General features: G+C 56.6%; 25 protein-coding genes and 7 pseudogenes. 11 read left to right on the top strand and 21 right to left on the bottom strand.

Annotated elements, in window-relative coordinates:
• Positions 1–73: 73 nt before the first annotated feature.
• The 15 genes and pseudogenes from ylqF to D3H35_RS32305 all read right to left on the bottom strand — a co-directional run bounded on the left by ylqF (position 74) and on the right by D3H35_RS32305 (position 8,828).
• Positions 74–959, bottom strand: a pseudogene (gene ylqF, locus D3H35_RS11300) (ribosome biogenesis GTPase YlqF).
• Between the two features lie 65 nt (positions 960–1,024).
• Positions 1,025–1,794 (bottom strand): annotated as a pseudogene (gene lepB / locus D3H35_RS11295) (signal peptidase I).
• A 108-nt stretch (positions 1,795–1,902) separates the two neighbouring features.
• A pseudogene (gene rplS / locus D3H35_RS11290) lies at positions 1,903–2,243 on the bottom strand (50S ribosomal protein L19).
• A gap of 227 nt (positions 2,244–2,470) precedes the next feature.
• Positions 2,471–2,935, bottom strand: a pseudogene (gene trmD, locus D3H35_RS11285) (tRNA (guanosine(37)-N1)-methyltransferase TrmD); the annotation flags it as partial.
• Positions 2,818–3,207 carry a xanthine dehydrogenase family protein molybdopterin-binding subunit gene (locus D3H35_RS11280; protein ID WP_411675146.1) on the bottom strand — a complete coding sequence of 130 codons (390 nt, stop codon included), beginning with the start codon at positions 3,205–3,207 and terminating at the stop codon, positions 2,818–2,820. The pseudogene trmD and the gene D3H35_RS11280, both read right to left, overlap by 118 nt.
• A 26-nt stretch (positions 3,208–3,233) precedes the next feature.
• A pseudogene (locus tag D3H35_RS35355) lies at positions 3,234–4,303 on the bottom strand (FAD binding domain-containing protein).
• A 39-nt stretch (positions 4,304–4,342) separates the two neighbouring features.
• Positions 4,343–5,113, bottom strand: coding sequence for an ABC transporter permease (locus tag D3H35_RS11260; protein ID WP_233567888.1), 771 nt, complete (start codon positions 5,111–5,113; stop codon positions 4,343–4,345).
• Entirely contained in the window at positions 5,110–5,271 is a 162-nt protein-coding gene (locus D3H35_RS32335) for a hypothetical protein (protein WP_233567887.1), read from the bottom strand. The genes D3H35_RS11260 and D3H35_RS32335 overlap by 4 nt, the downstream gene beginning before the upstream one ends.
• Positions 5,272–5,485: 214 nt before the next feature.
• Positions 5,486–5,794 (bottom strand): ABC transporter permease subunit, encoded by a 309-nt coding sequence (locus D3H35_RS33480; RefSeq protein ID WP_267901380.1) that lies wholly within the window; start codon positions 5,792–5,794, stop codon positions 5,486–5,488.
• Positions 5,787–7,154 carry an ATP-binding cassette domain-containing protein gene (locus tag D3H35_RS32330; RefSeq protein ID WP_267901379.1) on the bottom strand — a complete coding sequence of 456 codons (1,368 nt, stop codon included), beginning with the start codon at positions 7,152–7,154 and terminating at the stop codon, positions 5,787–5,789. Before D3H35_RS32330 ends, D3H35_RS33480 begins: the two co-directional genes overlap by 8 nt.
• A gap of 11 nt (positions 7,155–7,165) precedes the next feature.
• Positions 7,166–7,402 carry a hypothetical protein gene (locus D3H35_RS32325; protein WP_233567886.1) on the bottom strand — a complete coding sequence of 79 codons (237 nt, stop codon included), beginning with the start codon at positions 7,400–7,402 and terminating at the stop codon, positions 7,166–7,168.
• 20 nt (positions 7,403–7,422) lie between these two features.
• Positions 7,423–7,832, bottom strand: a pseudogene (locus tag D3H35_RS32320) (ATP-binding cassette domain-containing protein).
• A complete protein-coding gene (locus D3H35_RS32315; RefSeq protein ID WP_233567885.1) occupies positions 7,832–8,032 on the bottom strand; it encodes a hypothetical protein in 201 nt (66 codons plus the stop codon). The pseudogene D3H35_RS32320 and the gene D3H35_RS32315 overlap by 1 nt, the downstream one beginning before the upstream one ends.
• A gap of 180 nt (positions 8,033–8,212) precedes the next feature.
• Complete coding sequence (locus D3H35_RS32310) at positions 8,213–8,425, bottom strand: hypothetical protein (RefSeq protein WP_233567884.1); 213 nt, start codon at positions 8,423–8,425, stop codon at positions 8,213–8,215.
• Positions 8,426–8,564: 139 nt separating this feature from the next.
• A complete protein-coding gene (locus D3H35_RS32305) occupies positions 8,565–8,828 on the bottom strand; it encodes a BMP family ABC transporter substrate-binding protein (protein WP_233567883.1) in 264 nt (87 codons plus the stop codon).
• Between the two features lie 259 nt (positions 8,829–9,087).
• Here D3H35_RS32305 and D3H35_RS32300 point away from each other — a divergent pair, with 259 nt between their 5' ends.
• The 11 genes and pseudogenes from D3H35_RS32300 to D3H35_RS34795 all read left to right on the top strand — a co-directional run bounded on the left by D3H35_RS32300 (position 9,088) and on the right by D3H35_RS34795 (position 16,881).
• A complete protein-coding gene (locus tag D3H35_RS32300; RefSeq protein ID WP_233567882.1) occupies positions 9,088–9,264 on the top strand; it encodes a hypothetical protein in 177 nt (58 codons plus the stop codon).
• A gap of 2,096 nt (positions 9,265–11,360) precedes the next feature.
• Positions 11,361–11,549 (top strand): hypothetical protein, encoded by a 189-nt coding sequence (locus tag D3H35_RS11240; RefSeq protein WP_119149355.1) that lies wholly within the window; start codon positions 11,361–11,363, stop codon positions 11,547–11,549.
• Positions 11,550–11,711: 162 nt separating this feature from the next.
• Positions 11,712–12,233 (top strand): BMP family ABC transporter substrate-binding protein, encoded by a 522-nt coding sequence (locus tag D3H35_RS32295; protein ID WP_233567881.1) that lies wholly within the window; start codon positions 11,712–11,714, stop codon positions 12,231–12,233.
• Positions 12,214–12,525, top strand: coding sequence for a hypothetical protein (locus tag D3H35_RS32290; protein ID WP_233567880.1), 312 nt, complete (start codon positions 12,214–12,216; stop codon positions 12,523–12,525). Before D3H35_RS32295 ends, D3H35_RS32290 begins: the two co-directional genes overlap by 20 nt.
• Positions 12,526–12,622: 97 nt before the next feature.
• Positions 12,623–13,278 (top strand): annotated as a pseudogene (locus tag D3H35_RS34800) (ATP-binding cassette domain-containing protein).
• Positions 13,254–14,264: an ABC transporter ATP-binding protein gene (locus D3H35_RS11230; RefSeq protein ID WP_233567877.1), complete on the top strand. Its 1,011-nt coding sequence runs from the start codon at positions 13,254–13,256 to the stop codon at positions 14,262–14,264. Before D3H35_RS34800 ends, D3H35_RS11230 begins: the two are co-directional and overlap by 25 nt.
• Positions 14,265–14,331: 67 nt before the next feature.
• The gene (locus tag D3H35_RS11225) at positions 14,332–15,378 is read left to right on the top strand and encodes an ABC transporter permease (protein ID WP_158594072.1); all 1,047 of its coding nucleotides are present in this window, start codon (positions 14,332–14,334) and stop codon (positions 15,376–15,378) included.
• Between the two features lie 15 nt (positions 15,379–15,393).
• Positions 15,394–15,894 (top strand): ABC transporter permease subunit, encoded by a 501-nt coding sequence (locus D3H35_RS33475; RefSeq protein ID WP_267901378.1) that lies wholly within the window; start codon positions 15,394–15,396, stop codon positions 15,892–15,894.
• On the top strand, positions 15,852–16,322 hold the full coding sequence (locus tag D3H35_RS33470) for an ABC transporter permease (RefSeq protein ID WP_267901386.1): 471 nt from the start codon (positions 15,852–15,854) through the stop codon (positions 16,320–16,322). Before D3H35_RS33475 ends, D3H35_RS33470 begins: the two co-directional genes overlap by 43 nt.
• Positions 16,323–16,361: 39 nt before the next feature.
• The gene (locus D3H35_RS32275; protein ID WP_233567876.1) at positions 16,362–16,586 is read left to right on the top strand and encodes a hypothetical protein; all 225 of its coding nucleotides are present in this window, start codon (positions 16,362–16,364) and stop codon (positions 16,584–16,586) included.
• Positions 16,522–16,881: an FAD binding domain-containing protein gene (locus D3H35_RS34795; RefSeq protein ID WP_411675145.1), complete on the top strand. Its 360-nt coding sequence runs from the start codon at positions 16,522–16,524 to the stop codon at positions 16,879–16,881. Before D3H35_RS32275 ends, D3H35_RS34795 begins: the two co-directional genes overlap by 65 nt.
• Here D3H35_RS34795 and D3H35_RS11210 read toward each other — a convergent pair.
• From D3H35_RS11210 to D3H35_RS11185, 6 genes are all read right to left on the bottom strand, one after another.
• Entirely contained in the window at positions 16,762–17,265 is a 504-nt protein-coding gene (locus D3H35_RS11210) for a hypothetical protein (RefSeq protein WP_119149350.1), read from the bottom strand. The genes D3H35_RS34795 and D3H35_RS11210 overlap by 120 nt on opposite strands.
• Positions 17,266–17,268: 3 nt before the next feature.
• Positions 17,269–18,270, bottom strand: a complete 1,002-nt coding sequence (locus D3H35_RS11205) for an FAD binding domain-containing protein (RefSeq protein WP_119149348.1) — start codon at positions 18,268–18,270, stop codon at positions 17,269–17,271.
• Between the two features lie 39 nt (positions 18,271–18,309).
• Positions 18,310–19,239 (bottom strand): ABC transporter permease, encoded by a 930-nt coding sequence (locus tag D3H35_RS11200; RefSeq protein ID WP_119149346.1) that lies wholly within the window; start codon positions 19,237–19,239, stop codon positions 18,310–18,312.
• Between the two features lie 15 nt (positions 19,240–19,254).
• Positions 19,255–20,370 carry an ABC transporter permease gene (locus D3H35_RS11195; protein WP_119149344.1) on the bottom strand — a complete coding sequence of 372 codons (1,116 nt, stop codon included), beginning with the start codon at positions 20,368–20,370 and terminating at the stop codon, positions 19,255–19,257.
• On the bottom strand, positions 20,367–21,920 hold the full coding sequence (locus D3H35_RS11190; RefSeq protein WP_119149342.1) for an ABC transporter ATP-binding protein: 1,554 nt from the start codon (positions 21,918–21,920) through the stop codon (positions 20,367–20,369). Before D3H35_RS11190 ends, D3H35_RS11195 begins: the two co-directional genes overlap by 4 nt.
• A gap of 189 nt (positions 21,921–22,109) precedes the next feature.
• A complete protein-coding gene (locus D3H35_RS11185) occupies positions 22,110–23,276 on the bottom strand; it encodes a BMP family ABC transporter substrate-binding protein (RefSeq protein ID WP_119149340.1) in 1,167 nt (388 codons plus the stop codon).
• Positions 23,277–24,317 lie beyond the last annotated feature (1,041 nt).

Here is a 24,317-nt window from a genome sequence, read left to right as displayed (position 1 = left end):
AAGACCGCGATGCCGCCTTTCGACAAAAAAAAGCCGCCGGAGCGCAATCATCCGACGGATGTATCCAGTTTGCTTACTCCGAAGCTCCGATCGGCTCCATCGCTTCTTCCGGACCTTCCAGCGTAATTCGGCCCAGCTTGCCTGACCGAAGGTCGCGCAGCAGAACGCCGGCTGCTTTCTCGTAATCGATATGCCCTCCGCCAGCCAAACATCCCCTGCGCCGTCCAATCGCTTCCAGCACCTCGATGGCCGATTGCAAATCCGGCAGCGACGAAGGCAAGCTATCCAAGCCGTAACGTTCGGAGAGAACGTCGCCATACCGGGGAGCCAGCTCCTTCAGCACAAAGCAGGCGACTTCGTCGATATGGAGCACCTCTTCTTTAATCGCGCCCGTAGCCGCGAGGCGGTTGCCAACCTCGGGGTCCTCAAACCTTGGCCACAGAATGCCCGGCGTGTCCAGTAGCTCGATGTCGCTTCCCGTGCGAATCCATTGCTGACCTTTCGTTACGCCCGGTCGATCGCCCGTCGCCGCGACATTGCGTCCGGCAAGCCGATTAATCAAGGTCGACTTGCCGACGTTAGGAATACCGACGATCAACGCCCGCGCCGCTCTCGGCTTCAACCCTTTGCTCAGTTGACGCTCGATTTTCTCGCGCAAAAGCTCTTTCACCTTGCCCGAAATATCTTTGACGCCCGTACCGTTGCTCGCGTCGATGGCAAGCGTCTCATGGCCTTGGGCCTTGAAATGCTTGTTCCAGCGAGTCGTTTGCTCCGCATCCGCCAAATCCGCTTTGTTAAGCAGAATGAGCCGCGCTTGCCGCCCACGATTTCGTCGATCATCGGATTGCGGCTCGATTGCGGAATTCGGGATCCAGAGTCGAATAGACGTCGATCAGCTTGAGCTTTCTTCGATTTGACGTCGTTGCTCGGGTCATATGCCGGGAAACTTGTATGGTCATGGACCATCCCCCTATTCAGCGAGTCCCGGATATGAGGGATTCATACCATGTTCATTGGCGACTCATCAGTGTGATACAAAATGGAAATCCTTGATCGGCCAGAACACCAAATCGGCGCGTCCAACGACACGGGATTGCGGAATAAAGCCGATCATCCGGCTGTCCTCGCTGTTGGAGCGATGATCGCCCATGACGAATAGCATGCCTTCCGGCACTTTGCCGTCAGGGAATTCCAAGTTCGGGAAGTCGCTGCTTCCCCGTTGTGCGGATTATAGAGCGAATCGGGACCGGCCGCATGCGCTTCCTCGATCGCTTTCTTCAAATAAGATTCCTCAATTTTGGCGCCGTTGATGTATACATCGTCCCCGTCGACCTTCACTTCGTCGCCCGGAACTCCGATAACCCGCTTGATGAAATCGCGGCCTTCATCCGGTACGTGGAACACGATGACTTCTCCGCGTTTCGGTTCGCGAATATCGTAAATGATTTTATTGACGATAATCCGTTCGTGATCCCAAAAGTTAGGCTCCATCGAAGGCCCGTCGACGATAAACGGGCTGACCAGAAACCAGCGAATGACGAATACGAGCAAACCTGCGATAGCAAGTGCCTTAATCCATTCGAAAAGCTCACCCGCCGCTTTCGATGGCTTCGGTCCGTTCGGATTCGCGCCCGAAGGAGGGGGCGCCGTTCCGTCATCCTCTTCGCGAGCAGCCGGCTCGTAGTCGCTTGCCTCTTGTCTTAGTCCGGATGCGGAGCGCTCGTCTTCTTTCGTTTGTCCTTCGGAATCTATGTATGCTTGCCCGTTTAGTTCCTCGTCCCGATTACGCTCCAACACTATTCGCCTCTATTCTTGCTCCGCTGTGCAGCGGAAATTTTCTGAAAACGGGAATAAATACAAAAAGGGAGACTTGAACACCGCCAAGCCCCCCTTTGACGCATCTTATCGAATTTCTTTGATCCGTGCCGCTTTACCGCGCAGGTTGCGCAGGTAGTACAGCTTCGCACGGCGAACTTTACCGCGACGAGTCACTTCGATCTTCTCGATCCGTGGCGAGTGAACCGGGAAAGCACGCTCAACGCCTACGCCATAAGAAATTTTACGAACCGTGAACGTTTCGCTGATGCCGCCGCGCGACGTTTGATCACGACGCCCTCGAACAGCTGAACGCGCTCGCGGGAACCCTCGACGACTTTCACGTGCACTTTCAGCGTATCGCCCGGACGAAAGCTAGGTACGTCCTTGCGCAGCTGCTCTTGCGTAATCGCTTGAATCAGATTCATGGGGTATTCCCTCCTTCCATCATAGACGTTCGTACCCCGCTCCCCGAATGTCGACACTCGGATCATGACGTGCAGAGGACCGTCCGACTTTACGTAGATCGTTCATATCGACAAGTCATGAACGACGCACAAAACAACATTTGAAATCATACCACAAACGCGAAGGAAACACAACCGAAAAAGCGGCAGATCGATGTAAAAAAATGGAGTAACCGCGTTGCCGCAGCTTAATCCGACCCATTCTCCGTCCGTCGCCGCTCTTCCAGCCATTTCCGTTCTTTTTCCGTAAGCTCGACGACATGAAGCAGCTCGGGCCTGCGCGAATGCGTCCGTTCCAGCGACTGGTGGCGGCGCCATTTGTCGATCTCTGCATGGTGACCCGACAAAAGGACATCCGGGACCTTCCAGCCCCGAAATTCAGGCGGGCGCGTATAATGCGGATATTCGAGCAGTCCGTCGCTGAACGAGTCCGTAACCGCCGATTGTTCGTTTCCGAGCACACCCGGAAGCAGCCGAACGACCGTATCGATGACGACCATCGCCGGCAGCTCGCCGCCCGTCAGAACGTAATCCCCTATCGACAGCTCGTCCGTGACAAGATGCTCCCGGATTCTCTCGTCATAACCTTCGTAATGGCCGCAAACGAAAATAAGGTGAGATTCCCCCGACAGCTCCTGAGCTTTGCGTCGACTTCGATAAGGGCGAGCGCTTCCGCCGCGATTTCCCGCGAATCGGCCGCCACCGCCGCGACCGCGTCGCCCACATACCGGACCTTGTCTTCGCAGAACACCGGCTGATCCGGCTTTGCGATACCGAAGCCGTTCAGGCCGGGGACGTCGCGCCATGTCAGCACGGCATGCACGCCGGGCAGCGCGACCGCTTTCTCCGTCGAAATCGAACGGATGAGAGCGTGAGGATGCTCGCTTCGGAGAACCGCTCCGATCAATTCGTCCGGATGGCGCATGTCGGTCAAATAGACAAGCGACCCGGTCACTTTCGCCGGGCGTCGGACGGATTCGCCATCTGCTTCCGCTCTTTTCTTTCGTCACCAGTCCCATCTGTCAGCCTCCTTCCGATGGCGGGGCTTTCCGGCCAAGCTTCCAAGCTTCCGCCGCAAGCAGGTTCGCGACCGTTCGAATCCGATATTCCTTCGAGGCGAACGGGTCCGGCGCGGGAGCATATTCGGCTGCAACCGCCGCGAACATCGCTTCGGCGGCTTCCCGGCCCGGCTTCGCGCCGATCACTGCCTTCTCCGCCAGCGCCAGCCTTTGAGCAAGCATGCTGCTCCACCCGCGCGATTCTGATTTGCGCAATGACGCCGTCTTCAGTCAGCGTTCCGTTCATTGCCGCTGTCGCTAGCGAAGGCGTGAACGCTTCCCGGCGGCCGACCTTGTGGTAATAGCTGAACGTCCTTTCGGCTGAACCGCCCGAATCCAATGCCGCTTCCGACCGCGATCCGCTGCCGAATCCAACATCGGCGGCAGCCTCAACGGCGGTGCCAACGGCAAGCCCGGAAGCTGCTTCGACTAACGGGAGCCGGATTTCCTTCAGCAGCGAAGGCCCTGCCGTTCCGCTTCGGCAACGTTCCAGCCACGACTCCGCATCCATCGCGCGTTCTCCTTCGTCATCTTGCCAAACCAGCTCCGCTTCGTGAGCGATAAGCGCCGGCAGCGAATCGCCGACCCGGGTGACGATATTGCCGCCTATCGTCGCAACTGGCGGATCGAGTGCGCGGCTATCGCAGCAGCAGCCGCCGTAAGCGCAGGCGCGTTCGCGAGAACCTCGGCACTCGAACGCACTTGGGCGAGAGATGTCAGCGCTCCTATCGTTAACCGATTATGCTTGACTTTTATTCCCGTCAGTTCCTTCACAGCGCTCAAATCGATCAAATAAGAAGGCATCGGCAGCGAGCCTGCTTCCCATTGCGTCCGAAGCCATGTCGCCCCGGCCGCGAACGCCGCTTCCGCGCCGAACCGGCGCTTCCATTGCCATGCCTCCGCCGGATCGGCCGGTCTCCATACTTCGGGATAACGAAAGCTGCTGCCATGTATGTTGGACATCGTTAATCCCTCCTTCGGCCTTGCGACAACGTTGCCGGATCAGAATCGCTGCTCGCGCAAGTAAGGCGTTCCCAGCGACTGCGGAGCGCCGGACAGCTTGCCGCGATTCCGCCAGCCCAAAAACATCAGAACGAAAATCGTCACGAAATAAGGAATCATTTTCAAGAAATAGGTTGGAACGTCGCTCCCGATCAATTGAAGGCGGAAGCCGAGCGAATCGAGCATTCCGAAGAAGTACGCGCAGAACAATGCTCGCAGCGGATTCCATCTGGCGAAGATGACGAGCGCGACGGCGATCCACCCTTTGCCCGCCGTCATCCCTTCGGTCCAGGCCGGCGTATAGACGAGCAGCAAATCCGCTCCAGCCAAGCCGATGAGAGCCGAGCCCGCGATAACGTAGCCGTATCGCAGCCATTGAACCGGGATGCCCATGACGTCCGCCGTCGGCGGATTGTCGCCGATCGCTCTTAGATGCAGCCCCGCCGACGTGCGGTGAATGTAAATGTGCATGGCCGCAACAAGCGCAAAGCTTGCCCAGGTGAATACATCCAGATGAGCGAAAATATCGCCGATAACCGGAACGGGCTCCAGCCAAGACATATGCCATTTCGGAACCGAGCCGGGCAATGGCAGACCGCTGATCGGCTTGCCAATATAGGCGCTAAGTCCGGCTCCGAGAAGCGTCATCGCAAGACCGCTCACGATTTGATTCGCCCTAAGCGTTACGGTGACGAACGCATGCAAGAGGCCGAGCGCAACGCTAACCGCAATGACGACAAGAATGGCTGCCGTAAGACTGCCCGTGTTCAAGTAAGTGAGGCAGGCGATGACCGCCCCATCAGCATGAGACCTTCCGCCCCAAGCTGAATAATGCCGGACCGTTCGATCAGAATACCGCCAAGCGTCGCGAACAGCAGTGGAGTTCCGGAGGCGACGGCGGCGACGATCATTTGCATCCACATATCCATCGATAATCCGCTCCTTTAGACGCTGCGACGCAGCCGGAATTTGGAGATCGTGCCTCCAGCGATTAGGAAAAACAAGATCGCGCGCTGCAGCATGCTGGAGATCGAGGAAGGAATGCCGAGCGTTTGCACGCTGTATCCCCTACGATCAATCCGCCGAACAGGAACGAGGATACGATCAGTCCGACCGGATTCAGCTTCGCCAGCCAAGCGACGATTATGGCGGTGTACCCGTACCCGGCGAGATGCCGTACATGAGCCGATGCGTGACGCCTGCCACCTCGCTCATCCCGGCCAAGCCCGCCAAGCCGCCCGATATGATCATAACGAGCAAAATATGCCGATTAATGCGAATCCCTGCATTGCGAGCCGCTTCCGGATTGGAGCCGATAAGCCGCAGCTCGTAACCCCATCTCGTATATCGGATCATGAACGCATAGAGTCCGACTGCAAGCAGCGCGAATATGAGGCCAAAATGAAGACGGGTATCGCCGAAAATCGGCAGCGACTGCGCATCGTTAAACATCGGCGAGCCCGGAAATTGAATCCCTTCGGATCTTTCCAAGGACCGAATACGAAATAATCGAGCAGCAGCAGCGCCACATAATTGAGCATAAGCGATGTAATAAGCTCGTTGACTTGAAAATACGTTCTCGGAATAGCGGTGAGCAGTCCCATAATCCGCCGCCGAGGATCCCCATGACGACCATCGCCGGAATGGAAAGGTAGATGGGCCACTCCGGAAAATAAATGGTGACCGAGGTGGCGAATATGGCGCCGAGCGCGAACTGCCCTTCCGCGCCGATGTTCCATACCGATATCCGGTAAGCGACCGACACGCCCAAGCCGCAAAGCAGCAGCGGAATGGATTTGACCAACGTCTCCGTAATGCCGAATGATGTGCCGAATGCGCCAACGACCATCTTTTTGTATACCGCCAACGGGTTCATCCCGTTCGCCCAAATGAATATGCCGCATACGACGAGAGCCAGCGCTACCGAGACGACGGTCATCCACCAAGGGCTCGACGATCTCGTCGGATCGATCTCGATGCGCCACGATTTGCGCTTCGGGGGAGGCAATGAATCGCTTCGGAGCTGAACGTCCGCAGGTACCGTTCCTTCCGTCATCCGCCACCTCCTCAGCCAGCTTCTCGTCCTCGTGCCCATACATGCCTGCCATGTACATGCCGATCGTTTCCCGATCCGCTTCGTCCCCGACATCTCTCCAACGATACGTCCGTTGTACATAACGAGAACCCGATCGGACAGCTGGAGCACTTCGTCCAAATCCTCCGACAGCAGCAGCACCGCACGGCCGGCATCGCGAAGCTCCGTCAGAAGCCTATGCACTCCTTCCGTCGCGCCGACGTCTAGACCTTGCGTCGGATGAACGGCAACCATGAGGAGCGGATCGTGGTCGATTTCGCGCGCGAACAATAGCTTTTGCTGATTGCCGCCCGACATCTGCTGCACGGGAGTATCGATGTCCGGCGTTTTGACGTCGAATTTTTCGACGAGCGATTTCGACCAATCCCGGTTGCCGGACGTTCGCAGGAAGCCGAAGCGGGATCGTTTGTCCGTGCGGTAGGACTTGAACAACAAATTGTCTACCGCCCCCAACCCTCCTGCCAGCCCGCTTTTCATGCGATTTTCCGGGACGTGGGCGACACCGGCTTCGATCATATGCCTGACGGAAGCGGTTTTGATCTCTTGGCCGTTGAAGACGATGCTTCCCTTCTTCCAGCTCCGAAGACCGTTCAATACTTCGGCGAGCTCCTTCTGGCCGTTGCCGGCCACACCCGCGATGCCTACGATTTCCCCTTCGTGCACTTGCAGCTCCAGATCGTCCAGCGCCTTGCGTCCATGATCGGCGTGAACTTCCAACGCCTCAACCTTCAGCAGCGGACGTCCCGGGTACGTGCGGACGCCTTCCTCTCCGGCGCCACCTCTTTGCCTACCATGAGTCTTGCGAGCTCTCGCTCGTTCGTCTCGCTCCGGTCGATCGTATGAATCATTCGGCCTTTGCGCATGACGGATATACGATCAGCGGTCGCCATGACTTCCTTAAGCTTATGGGTCGTCAGGATGACCGTCTTGCCTTCGTTTTTCATTTGCCGAAGAGTATCGAACAATTGGTCGGCCTCTCCGGGAGTCAATACGGACGTCGGTTCGTCGAGTATGATGATGCCGGCTCCCGGTACAGCGTCTTCACAATCTCCACACGCTGCTGCTCGCCTACGGACAATTGCCAGACCGGCACGTCGACCGGAAACGTCAGACCGAATTTTTCCGCGATTCCTTTGATTTCGGCTTGCTTGTTTTTCATCCACTTCGGCCCCCGCAAAAAGGACGACTTCTCGCCAAGCACAATATTTTCCGCTGCGGTCAGCGTCGGAACGAGCCGAAAGTTTTGGAAAACATTCCGATTCCGAGCTTCATGGCGTCCTTCGGAGAACGGATTTTGACGGGAACGTTATCGATGCGAATTTCTCCGCTATTCGGGCGGTACACTCCGGAAAGCATGCACATCATCGTGCTCTTGCCTGCGCCGTTCTCGCCCATCAGGGCGTGAATTTCGCCGGCCGGGCAGCGAAATCCACGTGATCGTTCGCGATAACGGGACCGAACTGCTTGCAGATGTCCCGCATTTCGATGGCATATCCTCTCTCATGGCAAGCGGCTCCTTTGGTCGTATAAATTAACAAATCCTTGAGGCAAGGGATTTGCCGGACGATCTTTCGAATGCGGCCTTCCGCTTTCATCCGCCATTCTCCCGATTCACCGTCAGTACGGATCGAATGGGAAAACGGCGGATAGCGGATAGAGCTACGGTTCGTTTGTTAGCCGATTAAGCTTTCATCACTTCGGAATCGACCCGTCGACGCCTTTGACGAACCAATCCATGCTGAGCACTTCGGCGTCGGTCAACACTTTGCCCGATGCTACTTTTTCGCGCCCGATTGATCGACGAGCGGACCGGTGAAAATGCTTGGATCTTCTTTCTTGTACTTGGCAAGAAGCTCCTCGATCTTCGCCTTGGCTTCCGGATCGACGCTCGAGCCGAGAGGAGCGAGATCGACCGTGCCGTCCACGAACGAGCCGAGGAACGACTCGGATTTCCAGGTGCCCGCCATGACGGCTTCGACCGTTTTCACATAGAAAGGACCCCATACCAAACCGGATTCGTTAAGTAAGCATCCGGCGCGAAGCGCGTCATATCGGAGTCGTTGCCGCCCGCTTTCGCACCGCGTTCAGCCGCCGCTTGCAGCGTTGCAGGGGAATCCTGGTACGCCATCAGGACGTCCGCGCTTTGTCCAGCAAGCTGATGGCCGCCTGACGTTCGGTCGTCGGATCGTACCACGTGTTGGACCATACGACGCTCACTTTGACATCGGGGTTAACCGATTGAGCGCCCAGCGTATAGGCGTTAATATTGTAGATTAGCTCCGGAATCGGGAAAGCCGCTACGTAGCCAAGATGGTTCGTCTTCGTCGCTTTGCCCGCCGCGATGCCGCTCAAATAGCTGGCTTCCCAGTTTTTTCCGAAGTAAGTAGCCATGTTTACGTCCGTCTTGTACCGCCGCAATGGACGAATACGACTTTGGGAACTTCTTGGCGACATTGACCGTGTAGTCCATGTAACCGAAGCTTGTCGTGAAAATAATGTCATGGTTCTGGGCGAGCTCTGTAATGACTCGCTCCGCGTCCGCGCTCTCCGGAACGTTCTCAACCGTCGTCGCCTTGATTCCGTTTTTTCTTCGAGGTACTTGCGGCCTTCGTCATGCTGGAACGTCCAGCCGCCGTCACCCGGAGGGCCAATGTACACGAAAGCTACGCGAGGCAGCTTCTTCTCGTCGGATGGCGAGGCAGCTTGCGTAGCCGACGGGGATACCGCCGGACTCGATGAACCGGAGGGAGAAGCCTCATTCTTCTTGTTCGAAGATCCGCAGCCTGCAAGCGTGAATGCGAACAACAACAGGACAACCAACCGATAGATAAGCTCTTCGTGCGATTTCTCATATTGTTCCTCCCGACTCCCTGTCTTTGTTTCATCTTAAGCGACTTCATCGCCATCGATGTACTTTCATTATGATATTGCGTCATTTTAACGTCAATTTATATAACATTAATTTGGGGGTTGTGCTAAGAAAAAGAGACGTAATTGTGCGTGATGCACTCTCAAGTTAAATTATATGTCATAAAATAACATTAAAAAAGTTGATAATTTGTGCATTCTTAATTTAGTTAATCCCCTTAAACTTACATTTGAATCCTTTAGTTAAAATAACCCCTTCCTTCACGCCAAATATTTTCGCATACCGGATACAAGCATCTTACAAGATGTGCGAGACCGGGAGATGGGGGTTATCTGGGATTTGCACACTCTCGTTTGGGGCTCGTAACCGGCTCGGGTAAGGTTATTGGGATTCGCACCTGGTCAGTGGGCTCACATAACCAGCTCAGGTAAGGTTACTGGCGGCGCACTCGGTCGATGGGCTCGCGTAACCGGCGCAGGTAGGGTTACGGGGTCTCACTCGTCGATGGGAGCGCGTAACCGGCTCTGGTATGGTTACTGGGATTCGCACACGGTCGATAGGCTCGCGTAACCGGCTTAGGTAAGGTTACTGGAGGCGTACTCGGCCGATGGGAGCGCGTAACCGATTCTGGTATGGTTGCTGGGTCGCACTCCGTCGATGAAGGCGCGTAACCGGCTCAGGTAGGGTTACTGGGATTCGCACACCGTCGATAGACTCGCGTAACCGGCTTTAGGCAAGGTTACTTTACTGGAGGCGCACTCGGCCGATGGGAGCTCGTAACCGGCTCGGGTATGGTTGCTGGGGTCGCACTCCGTCGATGAAGGCGCGTAACCGGCTCAGGTAGGGTTACTGGGATTCGCACACGCGTCGATAAGCTCGCGTAACCGCTTAGGTAAGGTTACCGGGGTCGCACACCGTCGATAGGCTCGCGTAACCGACTTTGGTAAGGTTACTGGAAGCACACTCGGTCGATGAGGGGCGTAACCGGCTCTGGTAGGGTACTGGGATTCGCACACCTTCGATAGGCTCGCATAACCAGCTCAGGTAGGGTTACTGGAAGCGCACTCAGTCGATGGGAGCGCGAACCCAGTAACCCTAACCAGAGCCGGTTACGCGCCTCATCGACCGAGTGTGCTTCCAGTAACCTTACCAAAGTCGGTTACGCGAGCCTATCGACGGTGTGCGACCCGGTACCTTACCTAAGCCGGTTACGCGAGCTTATCGACGGTGTGCGAATCCCAGTAACCCTACCTGAGCCGGTTACGCGCCTTCATCGACGGAGTGCGACCCCAGCAACCATACCCGAGCCGGTTACGAGCTCCATCGGCCGAGTGCGCCTCCAGTAAAGTAACCTTGCCTAAAGCCGGTTACGCGAGTCTATCGACGGTGTGCGAATCCCAGTAACCCTACCTGAGCCGGTTACGCGCCTTCATCGACGGAGTGCGACCCAGCAACCATACCAGAATCGGTTACGCGCTCCCATCGGCCGAGTACGCCTCCAGTAACCTTACCTAAGCCGGTTACGCGAGCCTATCGACCGTGTGCGAATCCAGTAAACATACCAGAGCCGGTTACGCGCTCCCATCGACCGAGTGAGACCCCGGTAACCCTACCTGCGCCGGTTACGCGAGCCCATCGACCGAGTGCGCCGCCAGTAACCTTACCTGAGCTGGTTATGTGAGCCCACTGACCATGTGCGAATCCCAATAACCTTACCCGAGCCGGTTACGAGCCCCAAACGAGAGTGTGCAAATCCCGATAACCCGCCATCTCCCGGTCTCGCACATCTTGTAAGATGCTTTATCGCGGTATTGCGAAATATTTGGCGTGAAGGAAGGGGTTATTTTTTAACTAAAGGGATTCAAATGTAAGTTTATATGACATATAATTTAACTTGAGAGTGCATCACGCACAATTACGTCTCTTTTCTTAGCACAACCCCCAAATTAATGTTATATAAATTGACGTTAAAATGACGCAATATCATAATGAAAGTACATCGATGGATGAAGTCGCTTAAGATGAAACAAAGACAGGGAGTCGGGAGGAACAATATGAGAAATCGCACGAAGAGCTTATCTATCGGTTTGGTTGTCCTGTTGTTGTTCGCATTCACGCTTGCAGGCTGCGGATCTTCGAACAAGAAGAATGAGGCTTCTCCCTCCGGTTCATCGAGTCCGGCGGTATCCCGTCGGCTACGCAAGCTGCCTCGCCATCCGACGAGAAGAAGCTGCCTCGCGTAGCTTTCGTGTACATTGGCCCTCCGGGTGACGGCGGCTGGACGTTCCAGCATGACGAAGGCCGCAAGTACCTCGAAGAAAAAACGGGAATCAAGGCGACGACGGTTGAGAACGTTCCGGAGAGCGCGGACGCGGAGCGAGTCATTACAGAGCTCGCCCAGAACCATGACATTATTTTTCACGACAAGCTTCGGTTACATGGACTACACGGTCAATGTCGCCAAGAAGTTCCCGAAAGTCGTATTCGTCCATTGCGGCGGGTACAAGACGGACGTAAACATGGCTACTTACTTCGGAAAAAACTGGGAAGCCAGCTATTTGAGCGGCATCGCGGCGGGCAAAGCGACGAAGACGAACCATCTTGGCTACGTAGCGGCTTTCCCGATTCCGGAGCTAATCTACAATATTAACGCCTATACGCTGGGCGCTCAATCGGTTAACCCCGATGTCAAAGTGAGCGTCGTATGGTCCAACACGTGGTACGATCCGACGACCGAACGTCAGGCGGCCATCAGCTTGCTGGACAAAGGCGCGGACGTCCTGATGGCGTACCAGGATTCCCCTGCAACGCTGCAAGCGGCGGCTGAACGCGGTGCGAAAGCGGGCGGCAACGACTCCGATATGACGCGCTTCGCGCCGGATGCTTACTTAACGAATCCGGTTTGGTATGGGGTCCTTTCTATGTGAAAACGGTCGAAGCCGTCATGGCGGGCACCTGGAAATCCGAGTCGTTCCTCGGCTCGTTCGTGACGGCACGGTCGATCTCGCTCCTCTCGGCTCGAGCGTCGATCCGGAAGCCAAGGCGAAGATCGAGGAGCTTCTTGCCAAGTACAAGAAAGAAGATCCAAGCATTTTCACCGGTCCGCTCGTCGATCAATCGGGCGCGGAAAAAGTAGCATCGGGCAAAGTGTTGACCGACGCCGAAGTGCTCAGCATGGATTGGTTCGTCAAAGGCGTCGACGGGTCGATTCCGAAGTGATGAAAGCTTAATCGGCTAACAAACGAACCGTAGCTCTATCCGCTATCCGCCGTTTTCCCATTCGATCCGTACTGACGGTGAATCGGGAGAATGGCGGATGAAAGCGGAAGGCCGCATTCGAAAGATCGTCCGGCAAATCCCTTGCTCAAGGGATTTGTTAATTTATACGACCAAAGGAGCCGCTTGCCATGAGAGAGGGATATGCCATCGAAATGCGGGACATCTGCAAGCAGTTCGGTCCCGTTATCGCGAACGATCACGTGGATTTCGCTGCCGGGCCGGCGAAATTCACGCCCTGATGGGCGAGAACGGCGCAGGCAAGAGCACGATGATGTGCATGCTTTCCGGAGTGTACCGCCCGAATAGCGGAGAAATTCGCATCGATAACGTTCCCGTCAAAATCCGTTCTCCGAAGGACGCCATGAAGCTCGGAATCGGAATGGTTTTCCAAAACTTTCGGCTCGTTCGACGCTGACCGCAGCGGAAAATATTGTGCTTGGCGAGAAGTCGTCCTTTTTGCGGGGGCCGAAGTGGATGAAAAACAAGCAAGCCGAAATCAAAGGAATCGCGGAAAAATTCGGTCTGACGTTTCCGGTCGACGTGCCGGTCTGGCAATTGTCCGTAGGCGAGCAGCAGCGTGTGGAGATTGTGAAGACGCTGTACCGGGGAGCCGGCATCATCATACTCGACGAACCGACGTCCGTATTGACTCCCGAGAGGCCGACCAATTGTTCGATACTCTTCGGCAAATGAAAAACGAAGGCAAGACGGTCATCCTGACGACCCATAAGCTTAAGGAAGTCATGGCGACCGCTGATCGTATATCCGTCATGCGCAAAGGCCGAATGATTCATACGATCGACCGGAGCGAGACGAACGAGCGAGAGCTCGCAAGACTCATGGTAGGCAAAGAGGTGGCGCCGGAGAGGAAGGCGTCCGCACGTACCCGGGGACGTCCGCTGCTGAAGGTTGAGGCGTTGGAAGTTCACGCCGATCATGGACGCAAGGCGCTGGACGATCTGGAGCTGCAAGTGCACGAAGGGGAAATCGTAGGCATCGCGGGTGTGGCCGGCAACGGCCAGAAGGAGCTCGCCGAAGTATTGAACGGTCTTCGGAGCTGGAAGAAGGGAAGCATCGTCTTCAACGGCCAAGAGATCAAAACCGCTTCCGTCAGGCATATGATCGAAGCCGGTGTCGCCCACGTCCCGGAAAATCGCATGAAAAGCGGGCTGGCAGGAGGGTTGGGGGCGGTAGACAATTTGTTGTTCAAGTCCTACCGCACGGACAAACGATCCCGCTTCGGCTTCCTGCGAACGTCCGGCAACCGGGATTGGTCGAAATCGCTCGTCGAAAAATTCGACGTCAAAACGCCGGACATCGATACTCCCGTGCAGCAGATGTCGGGCGGCAATCAGCAAAAGCTATTGTTCGCGCGCGAAATCGACCACGATCCGCTCCTCATGGTTGCCGTTCATCCGACGCAAGGTCTAGACGTCGGCGCGACGGAAGGAGTGCATAGGCTTCTGACGGAGCTTCGCGATGCCGGCCGTGCGGTGCTGCTGCTGTCGGAGGATTTGGACGAAGTGCTCCAGCTGTCCGATCGGGTTCTCGTTATGTACAACGGACGTATCGTTGGAGAGATGTCCGGGGACGAAGCGGATCGGGAAACGATCGGCATGTACATGGCAGGCATGTATGGGCACGAGGACGAGAAGCTGGCTGAGGAGGTGGCGGGATGACGGAAGGAACGGTACCTGCGGACGTTCAGCTCCGAAGCGATTCATTGCCTCCCCCGAAGCGCAAATCGTGGCGCATCGAGATCGATCCGACGAGATCGTCGAGCCCTTGTGGTGGATGACCGTCGTCTCGGTAGCGCTGGCTCTCGTCGTATGCGGCATATTCATTTGGGCGAACGGGATGAACCCGTTGGCGGTATACAAAAAGATGGTCGTTGGCGCATTCGGCACATCATTCGGCATTACGGAGACGTTGGTCAAATCCATTCCGCTGCTGCTTTGCGGCTTGGGCGTGTCGGTCGCTTACCGGATATCGGTATGGAACATCGGCGCGGAAGGGCAGTTCGCGCTCGGCGCCATATTCGCCACCTCGGTCACCATTTATTTTCCGGAGTGGCCCATCTACCTTTCCATTCCGGCGATGGTCGTCATGGGGATCCTCGGCGGCGGATTATGGGGACTGCTCACCGCTATTCCGAGAACGTATTTTCAAGTCAACGAGCTTATTACATCGCTTATGCTCAATTATGTGGCGCTGCTGCTGCTCGATTATTTCGTATTCGGTCCTTGGAAAGATCCGAAGGGATTCAATTTTCCGGCTCGCCGATGTTTAACGATGCGCAGTCGCTGCCGATTTTCGGCGATACCCGTCTTCATTTTGGCCCTCATATTCGCGCTGCTTGCAGTCGGACTCTATGCGTTCATGATCCGATATACGAGATGGGGTTACGAGCTGCGGCTTATCGGCTCCAATCCGGAAGCGGCTCGCAATGCAGGGATTCGCATTAATCGGCATATTTTGCTCGTTATGATCATATCGGGCGGCTTGGCGGGCTTGGCCGGGATGAGCGAGGTGGCAGGCGTCACGCATCGGCTCATGTACGGCATCTCGCCGGGGTACGGGTACACCGCCATAATCGTCGCTTGGCTGGCGAAGCTGAATCCGGTCGGACTGATCGTATCCTCGTTCCTGTTCGGCGGATTGATCGTAGGGGGATACAGCGTGCAAACGCTCGGCATTCCTTCCTCGATCTCCAGCATGCTGCAGGGCGCGATCTTGTTTTTCCTAATCGCTGGAGGCACGATCTCCAAATTCCGGCTGCGTCGCAGCGTCTAAAGGAGCGGATTATCGATGGATATGTGGATGCAAATGATCGTCGCCGCCGTCGCCTCCGGAACTCCACTGCTGTTCGCGACGCTTGGCGGTATTCTGATCGAACGGTCCGGCATTATTCAGCTTGGGGCGGAAGGTCTCATGCTGATGGGGGCGGTCATCGCCTGCCTCACTTACTTGAACACGGGCAGTCTTACGGCAGCCATTCTTGTCGTCATTGCGGTTAGCGTTGCGCTCGGCCTCTTGCATGCGTTCGTCACCGTAACGCTTAGGGCGAATCAAATCGTGAGCGGTCTTGCGATGACGCTTCTCGGAGCCGGACTTAGCGCCTATATGGCAAGCCGATCAGCGGTCTGCCATTGCCCGGCTCGGTTCCGAAATGGCATATGTCTTGGCTGGAGCCCGTTCCGGTTATCGGCGATATTTTCGCTCATCTGGATGTATTCACCTGGGCAAGCTTTGCGCTTGTTGCGGCCATGCACATTTACATTCACCGCACGTCGGCGGGGCTGCATCTAAGAGCGATCGGCGACAATCCGCCGACGGCGGACGTCATGGGCATCCCGGTTCAATGGCTGCGATACGGCTACGTTATCGCGGGCTCGGCTCTCATCGGCTTGGCTGGAGCGGATTTGCTGCTCGTCTATACGCCGGCCTGGACCGAAGGGATGACGGCGGGCAAAGGGTGGATCGCCGTCGCGCTCGTCATCTTCGCCAGATGGAATCCGCTGCGAGCATTGTTCTGCGCGTACTTCTTCGGAATGCTCGATTCGCTCGGCTTCCGCCTTCAATTGATCGGGAGCGACGTTCCAACCTATTTCTTGAAAATGATTCCTTATTTCGTGACGATTTTCGTTCTGATGTTTTTGGGCTGGCGGAATCGCGGCAAGCTGTCCGGCGCTCCGCAGTCGCTGGGAACGCCTTACTTGCGCGAGCAGCGATTCTGATCCGGCAACGTTGTCGCAAGGCCGAAGGAGGGATTAACGATGTCCAACATACATGGCAGCAGCTTTCGTTATCCCGAAGTATGGAGACCGGCCGATCCGGCGGAGGCATGGCAATGGAAGCGCCGGTTCGGCGCGGAAGCGGCGTTCGCGGCCGGGGGCGACATGGCTTCGGACGCAATGGGAAGCAGGCTCGCTGCCGATGCCTTCTTATTTGATCGATTTGAGCGCTGTGAAGGAACTGACGGGAATAAAAGTCAAGCATAATCGGTTAACGATAGGAGCGCTGACATCTCTCGCCCAAGTGCGTTCGAGTGCCGAGGTTCTCGCGAACGCGCCTGCGCTTACGGCGGCTGCTGCTGCGATAGCCGCGCACTCGATCCGCCAGTTGGCGACGATAGGCGGCAATATCGTCACCCGGGTCGGCGATTCGCTGCCGGGCTTATCGCTCACGAAGCGGAGCTGGTTTGGCAAGATGACGAAGGAGAACGCGCGATGGATGCGGAGTCGTGGCTGGAACGTTGCCGAAGCGGAACGGCAGGGCTTCGTCCACGACCGGTAGAAGCTCGTAGTCGACTTCGATAAGGGCGAGCGCTTCCGCCGCGATTTCCCGCGAATCGGCCGCCACCGCCGCGACCGCGTCGCCCACATACCGGACCTTGTCTTCGCAGAACACCGGCTGATCCGGCTTTGCGATACCGAAGCCGTTCAGGCCGGGGACGTCGCGCCATGTCAGCACGGCATGCACGCCGGGCAGCGCGACCGCTTTCTCCGTCGAAATCGAACGGATGAGAGCGTGAGGATGCTCGCTTCGGAGAACCGCTCCGATCAATTCGTCCGGATGGCGCATGTCGGTCAAATAGACAAGCGACCCGGTCACTTTCGCCGGGCCGTCGGGACGGATTCGCCATCTGCTTCCGCTCTTTTCTTTCGTCACCAGTCCCATCTGTCAGCCTCCTTCCGATGGCGGGGCTTTCCGGCCAAGCTTCCAAGCTTCCGCCGCAAGCAGGTTCGCGACCGTTCGAATCCGATATTCCTTCGAGGCGAACGGGTCCGGCGCGGGAGCATATTCGGCTGCAACCGCCGCGAACATCGCTTCGGCGGCTTCCCGGCCCGGCTTCGCGCCGATCACTGCCTTCTCCGCCAGCGCCAGCCTTTGAGCAAGCATGCTGCCTCCACCCGCCGCGATTCTGATTTGCGCAATGACGCCGTCTTCAGTCAGCGTTCCGTTCATTGCCGCTGTCGCTAGCGAAGGCGTGAACGCTTCCCGGCGGCCGACCTTGTGGTAATAGCTGAACGTCCTTTCGGCTGAACCGCCCGAATCCAATGCCGCTTCCGACCGCGATCCGCTGCCGAATCCAACATCGGCGGCAGCCTCAACGGCGGTGCCAACGGCAAGCCCGGAAGCTGCTTCGACTAACGGGAGCCGGATTTCCTTCAGCAGCGAAGGCCCTGCCGTTCCGCTTCGGCAACGTTCCAGCCACGACTCCGCATCCATCGCGCGTTCTCCTTCGTCATCTTGCCAAACCAGCTCCGCTTCGTGAGCGATAAGCGCCGGCAGCGAATCGCCGACCCGGGTGACGATATTGCCGCCTATCGTCGCCAACTGGCGGATCGAGTGCGCGGCTATCGCAGCAGCAGCCGCCGTAAGCGCAGGCGCGTTCGCGAGAACCTCGGCACTCGAACGCACTTGGGCGAGAGATGTCAGCGCTCCTATCGTTAACCGATTATGCTTGACTTTTATTCCCGTCAGTTCCTTCACAGCGCTCAAATCGATCAAATAAGAAGGCATCGGCAGCGAGCCTGCTTCCCATTGCGTCCGAAGCCATGTCGCCCCGGCCGCGAACGCCGCTTCCGCGCCGAACCGGCGCTTCCATTGCCATGCCTCCGCCGGATCGGCCGGTCTCCATACTTCGGGATAACGAAAGCTGCTGCCATGTATGTTGGACATCGTTAATCCCTCCTTCGGCCTTGCGACAACGTTGCCGGATCAGAATCGCTGCTCGCGCAAGTAAGGCGTTCCCAGCGACTGCGGAGCGCCGGACAGCTTGCCGCGATTCCGCCAGCCCAAAAACATCAGAACGAAAATCGTCACGAAATAAGGAATCATTTTCAAGAAATAGGTTGGAACGTCGCTCCCGATCAATTGAAGGCGGAAGCCGAGCGAATCGAGCATTCCGAAGAAGTACGCGCAGAACAATGCTCGCAGCGGATTCCATCTGGCGAAGATGACGAGCGCGACGGCGATCCACCCTTTGCCCGCCGTCATCCCTTCGGTCCAGGCCGGCGTATAGACGAGCAGCAAATCCGCTCCAGCCAAGCCGATGAGAGCCGAGCCCGCGATAACGTAGCCGTATCGCAGCCATTGAACCGGGATGCCCATGACGTCCGCCGTCGGCGGATTGTCGCCGATCGCTCTTAGATGCAGCCCCGCCGACGTGCGGTGAATGTAAATGTGCATGGCCGCAACAAGCGCAAAGCTTGCCCAGGTGAATACATCCAGATGAGCGAAAATATCGCCGATAACCGGAACGGGCTCCAGCCAAGACATATGCCATTTCGGAACCGAGCCGGGCAATGGCAGACCGCTGATCGGCTTGCCAATATAGGCGCTAAGTCCGGCTCCGAGAAGCGTCATCGCAAGACCGCTCACGATTTGATTCGCCCTAAGCGTTACGGTGACGAACGCATGCAAGAGGCCGAGCGCAACGCTAACCGCAATGACGACAAGAATGGCTGCCGTAAGACTGCCCGTGTTCAAGTAAGTGAGGCAGGCGATGACCGCCCCCATCAGCATGAGACCTTCCGCCCCAAGCTGAATAATGCCGGACCGTTCGATCAGAATACCGCCAAGCGTCGCGAACAGCAGTGGAGTTCCGGAGGCGACGGCGGCGACGATCATTTGCATCCACATATCCATCGATAATCCGCTCCTTTAGACGCTGCGACGCAGCCGGAATTTGGAGATCGTGCCTCCAGCGATTAGGAAAAACAAGATCGCGCCCTGCAGCATGCTGGAGATCGAGGAAGGAATGCCGAGCGTTTGCACGCTGTATCCCCCTACGATCAATCCGCCGAACAGGAACGAGGATACGATCAGTCCGACCGGATTCAGCTTCGCCAGCCAAGCGACGATTATGGCGGTGTACCCGTACCCCGGCGAGATGCCGTACATGAGCCGATGCGTGACGCCTGCCACCTCGCTCATCCCGGCCAAGCCCGCCAAGCCGCCCGATATGATCATAACGAGCAAAATATGCCGATTAATGCGAATCCCTGCATTGCGAGCCGCTTCCGGATTGGAGCCGATAAGCCGCAGCTCGTAACCCCATCTCGTATATCGGATCATGAACGCATAGAGTCCGACTGCAAGCAGCGCGAATATGAGGCCAAAATGAAGACGGGTATCGCCGAAAATCGGCAGCGACTGCGCATCGTTAAACATCGGCGAGCCCGGAAAATTGAATCCCTTCGGATCTTTCCAAGGACCGAATACGAAATAATCGAGCAGCAGCAGCGCCACATAATTGAGCATAAGCGATGTAATAAGCTCGTTGACTTGAAAATACGTTCTCGGAATAGCGGTGAGCAGTCCCCATAATCCGCCGCCGAGGATCCCCATGACGACCATCGCCGGAATGGAAAGGTAGATGGGCCACTCCGGAAAATAAATGGTGACCGAGGTGGCGAATATGGCGCCGAGCGCGAACTGCCCTTCCGCGCCGATGTTCCATACCGATATCCGGTAAGCGACCGACACGCCCAAGCCGCAAAGCAGCAGCGGAATGGATTTGACCAACGTCTCCGTAATGCCGAATGATGTGCCGAATGCGCCAACGACCATCTTTTTGTATACCGCCAACGGGTTCATCCCGTTCGCCCAAATGAATATGCCGCATACGACGAGAGCCAGCGCTACCGAGACGACGGTCATCCACCAAGGGCTCGACGATCTCGTCGGATCGATCTCGATGCGCCACGATTTGCGCTTCGGGGGAGGCAATGAATCGCTTCGGAGCTGAACGTCCGCAGGTACCGTTCCTTCCGTCATCCCGCCACCTCCTCAGCCAGCTTCTCGTCCTCGTGCCCATACATGCCTGCCATGTACATGCCGATCGTTTCCCGATCCGCTTCGTCCCCGGACATCTCTCCAACGATACGTCCGTTGTACATAACGAGAACCCGATCGGACAGCTGGAGCACTTCGTCCAAATCCTCCGACAGCAGCAGCACCGCACGGCCGGCATCGCGAAGCTCCGTCAGAAGCCTATGCACTCCTTCCGTCGCGCCGACGTCTAGACCTTGCGTCGGATGAACGGCAACCATGAGGAGCGGATCGTGGTCGATTTCGCGCGCGAACAATAGCTTTTGCTGATTGCCGCCCGACATCTGCTGCACGGGAGTATCGATGTCCGGCGTTTTGACGTCGAATTTTTCGACGAGCGATTTCGACCAATCCCGGTTGCCGGACGTTCGCAGGAAGCCGAAGCGGGATCGTTTGTCCGTGCGGTAGGACTTGAACAACAAATTGTCTACCGCCCCCAACCCTCCTGCCAGCCCGCTTTTCATGCGATTTTCCGGGACGTGGGCGACACCGGCTTCGATCATATGCCTGACGGAAGCGGTTTTGATCTCTTGGCCGTTGAAGACGATGCTTCCCTTCTTCCAGCTCCGAAGACCGTTCAATACTTCGGCGAGCTCCTTCTGGCCGTTGCCGGCCACACCCGCGATGCCTACGATTTCCCCTTCGTGCACTTGCAGCTCCAGATCGTCCAGCGCCTTGCGTCCATGATCGGCGTGAACTTCCAACGCCTCAACCTTCAGCAGCGGACGTCCCCGGGTACGTGCGGACGCCTTCCTCTCCGGCGCCACCTCTTTGCCTACCATGAGTCTTGCGAGCTCTCGCTCGTTCGTCTCGCTCCGGTCGATCGTATGAATCATTCGGCCTTTGCGCATGACGGATATACGATCAGCGGTCGCCATGACTTCCTTAAGCTTATGGGTCGTCAGGATGACCGTCTTGCCTTCGTTTTTCATTTGCCGAAGAGTATCGAACAATTGGTCGGCCTCTCCGGGAGTCAATACGGACGTCGGTTCGTCGAGTATGATGATGCCGGCTCCCCGGTACAGCGTCTTCACAATCTCCACACGCTGCTGCTCGCCTACGGACAATTGCCAGACCGGCACGTCGACCGGAAACGTCAGACCGAATTTTTCCGCGATTCCTTTGATTTCGGCTTGCTTGTTTTTCATCCACTTCGGCCCCCGCAAAAAGGACGACTTCTCGCCAAGCACAATATTTTCCGCTGCGGTCAGCGTCGGAACGAGCCGAAAGTTTTGGAAAACCATTCCGATTCCGAGCTTCATGGCGTCCTTCGGAGAACGGATTTTGACGGGAACGTTATCGATGCGAATTTCTCCGCTATTCGGGCGGTACACTCCGGAAAGCATGCACATCATCGTGCTCTTGCCTGCGCCGTTCTCGCCCATCAGGGCGTGAATTTCGCCGGCCCGGGCAGCGAAATCCACGTGATCGTTCGCGATAACGGGACCGAACTGCTTGCAGATGTCCCGCATTTCGATGGCATATCCCTCTCTCATGGCAAGCGGCTCCTTTGGTCGTATAAATTAACAAATCCCTTGAGGCAAGGGATTTGCCGGACGATCTTTCGAATGCGGCCTTCCGCTTTCATCCGCCATTCTCCCGATTCACCGTCAGTACGGATCGAATGGGAAAACGGCGGATAGCGGATAGAGCTACGGTTCGTTTGTTAGCCGATTAAGCTTTCATCACTTCGGAATCGACCCGTCGACGCCTTTGACGAACCAATCCATGCTGAGCACTTCGGCGTCGGTCAACACTTTGCCCGATGCTACTTTTTCCGCGCCCGATTGATCGACGAGCGGACCGGTGAAAATGCTTGGATCTTCTTTCTTGTACTTGGCAAGAAGCTCCTCGATCTTCGCCTTGGCTTCCGGATCGACGCTCGAGCCGAGAGGAGCGAGATCGACCGTGCCGTCCACGAACGAGCCGAGGAACGACTCGGATTTCCAGGTGCCCGCCATGACGGCTTCGACCGTTTTCACATAGAAAGGACCCCATACCCAAACCGGATTCGTTAAGTAAGCATCCGGCGCGAAGCGCGTCATATCGGAGTCGTTGCCGCCCGCTTTCGCACCGCGTTCAGCCGCCGCTTGCAGCGTTGCAGGGGAATCCTGGTACGCCATCAGGACGTCCGCGCCTTTGTCCAGCAAGCTGATGGCCGCCTGACGTTCGGTCGTCGGATCGTACCACGTGTTGGACCATACGACGCTCACTTTGACATCGGGGTTAACCGATTGAGCGCCCAGCGTATAGGCGTTAATATTGTAGATTAGCTCCGGAATCGGGAAAGCCGCTACGTAGCCAAGATGGTTCGTCTTCGTCGCTTTGCCCGCCGCGATGCCGCTCAAATAGCTGGCTTCCCAGTTTTTTCCGAAGTAAGTAGCCATGTTTACGTCCGTCTTGTACCCGCCGCAATGGACGAATACGACTTTCGGGAACTTCTTGGCGACATTGACCGTGTAGTCCATGTAACCGAAGCTTGTCGTGAAAATAATGTCATGGTTCTGGGCGAGCTCTGTAATGACTCGCTCCGCGTCCGCGCTCTCCGGAACGTTCTCAACCGTCGTCGCCTTGATTCCCGTTTTTTCTTCGAGGTACTTGCGGCCTTCGTCATGCTGGAACGTCCAGCCGCCGTCACCCGGAGGGCCAATGTACACGAAAGCTACGCGAGGCAGCTTCTTCTCGTCGGATGGCGAGGCAGCTTGCGTAGCCGACGGGGATACCGCCGGACTCGATGAACCGGAGGGAGAAGCCTCATTCTTCTTGTTCGAAGATCCGCAGCCTGCAAGCGTGAATGCGAACAACAACAGGACAACCAAACCGATAGATAAGCTCTTCGTGCGATTTCTCATATTGTTCCTCCCGACTCCCTGTCTTTGTTTCATCTTAAGCGACTTCATCGCCATCGATGTACTTTCATTATGATATTGCGTCATTTTAACGTCAATTTATATAACATTAATTTGGGGGTTGTGCTAAGAAAAAGAGACGTAATTGTGCGTGATGCACTCTCAAGTTAAATTATATGTCATATAAACTTACATTTGAATCCCTTTAGTTAAAAATAACCCCTTCCTTCACGCCAAATATTTCGCAATACCGCGATAAAGCATCTTACAAGATGTGCGAGACCGGGAGATGGCGGGTTATCGGGATTTGCACACTCTCGTTTGGGGCTCGTAACCGGCTCGGGTAAGGTTATTGGGATTCGCACATGGTCAGTGGGCTCACATAACCAGCTCAGGTAAGGTTACTGGCGGCGCACTCGGTCGATGGGCTCGCGTAACCGGCGCAGGTAGGGTTACCGGGGTCTCACTCGGTCGATGGGAGCGCGTAACCGGCTCTGGTATGGTTACTGGGATTCGCACACGGTCGATAGGCTCGCGTAACCGGCTTAGGTAAGGTTACTGGAGGCGTACTCGGCCGATGGGAGCGCGTAACCGATTCTGGTATGGTTGCTGGGTCGCACTCCGTCGATGAAGGCGCGTAACCGGCTCAGGTAGGGTTACTGGGATTCGCACACCGTCGATAGACTCGCGTAACCGGCTTTAGGCAAGGTTACTTTACTGGAGGCGCACTCGGCCGATGGGAGCTCGTAACCGGCTCGGGTATGGTTGCTGGGGTCGCACTCCGTCGATGAAGGCGCGTAACCGGCTCAGGTAGGGTTACTGGGATTCGCACACCGTCGATAAGCTCGCGTAACCGGCTTAGGTAAGGTTACCGGGGTCGCACACCGTCGATAGGCTCGCGTAACCGACTTTGGTAAGGTTACTGGAAGCACACTCGGTCGATGAGGGCGCGTAACCGGCTCTGGTAGGGTTACTGGGATTCGCACACCTTCGATAGGCTCGCATAACCAGCTCAGGTAGGGTTACTGGAAGCGCACTAACCGC

It is taken from the genome of Cohnella faecalis, assembly GCF_003570905.1.
Taxonomy (GTDB): Bacteria; Bacillota; Bacilli; order Paenibacillales; family Paenibacillaceae; genus Cohnella; species Cohnella faecalis.
This window is presented reverse-complemented; position numbering and strand designations above follow the sequence as displayed.

Coding starts and splice junctions, on each gene's coding strand:
- D3H35_RS11280 (WP_411675146.1), bottom strand. CDS start 3,207: ATGCGCCATCCGGACGAATTGATCGGAGCGGTTCTCCGAAGCGAGCAT.
- D3H35_RS32335 (WP_233567887.1), bottom strand. CDS start 5,271: ATGGATATGTGGATGCAAATGATCGTCGCCGCCGTCGCCTCCGGAACT.
- D3H35_RS33480 (WP_267901380.1), bottom strand. CDS start 5,794: ATGTTTAACGATGCGCAGTCGCTGCCGATTTTCGGCGATACCCGTCTT.
- D3H35_RS32315 (WP_233567885.1), bottom strand. CDS start 8,032: ATGAAAGCGGAAGGCCGCATTCGAAAGATCGTCCGGCAAATCCCTTGC.
- D3H35_RS32305 (WP_233567883.1), bottom strand. CDS start 8,828: ATGGCTACTTACTTCGGAAAAAACTGGGAAGCCAGCTATTTGAGCGGC.
- D3H35_RS32300 (WP_233567882.1), top strand. CDS start 9,088: ATGTACACGAAAGCTACGCGAGGCAGCTTCTTCTCGTCGGATGGCGAG.
- D3H35_RS11240 (WP_119149355.1), top strand. CDS start 11,361: ATGAGAAATCGCACGAAGAGCTTATCTATCGGTTTGGTTGTCCTGTTG.
- D3H35_RS32295 (WP_233567881.1), top strand. CDS start 11,712: ATGACATTATTTTTCACGACAAGCTTCGGTTACATGGACTACACGGTC.
- D3H35_RS32290 (WP_233567880.1), top strand. CDS start 12,214: ATGGGGTCCTTTCTATGTGAAAACGGTCGAAGCCGTCATGGCGGGCAC.
- D3H35_RS33475 (WP_267901378.1), top strand. CDS start 15,394: ATGGATATGTGGATGCAAATGATCGTCGCCGCCGTCGCCTCCGGAACT.
- D3H35_RS33470 (WP_267901386.1), top strand. CDS start 15,852: ATGCACATTTACATTCACCGCACGTCGGCGGGGCTGCATCTAAGAGCG.
- D3H35_RS32275 (WP_233567876.1), top strand. CDS start 16,362: ATGTCCAACATACATGGCAGCAGCTTTCGTTATCCCGAAGTATGGAGA.
- D3H35_RS34795 (WP_411675145.1), top strand. CDS start 16,522: ATGCCTTCTTATTTGATCGATTTGAGCGCTGTGAAGGAACTGACGGGA.
- D3H35_RS11210 (WP_119149350.1), bottom strand. CDS start 17,265: ATGGGACTGGTGACGAAAGAAAAGAGCGGAAGCAGATGGCGAATCCGT.
- D3H35_RS11205 (WP_119149348.1), bottom strand. CDS start 18,270: ATGTCCAACATACATGGCAGCAGCTTTCGTTATCCCGAAGTATGGAGA.
- D3H35_RS11200 (WP_119149346.1), bottom strand. CDS start 19,239: ATGGATATGTGGATGCAAATGATCGTCGCCGCCGTCGCCTCCGGAACT.
- D3H35_RS11195 (WP_119149344.1), bottom strand. CDS start 20,370: ATGACGGAAGGAACGGTACCTGCGGACGTTCAGCTCCGAAGCGATTCA.
- D3H35_RS11190 (WP_119149342.1), bottom strand. CDS start 21,920: ATGAGAGAGGGATATGCCATCGAAATGCGGGACATCTGCAAGCAGTTC.
- D3H35_RS11185 (WP_119149340.1), bottom strand. CDS start 23,276: ATGAGAAATCGCACGAAGAGCTTATCTATCGGTTTGGTTGTCCTGTTG.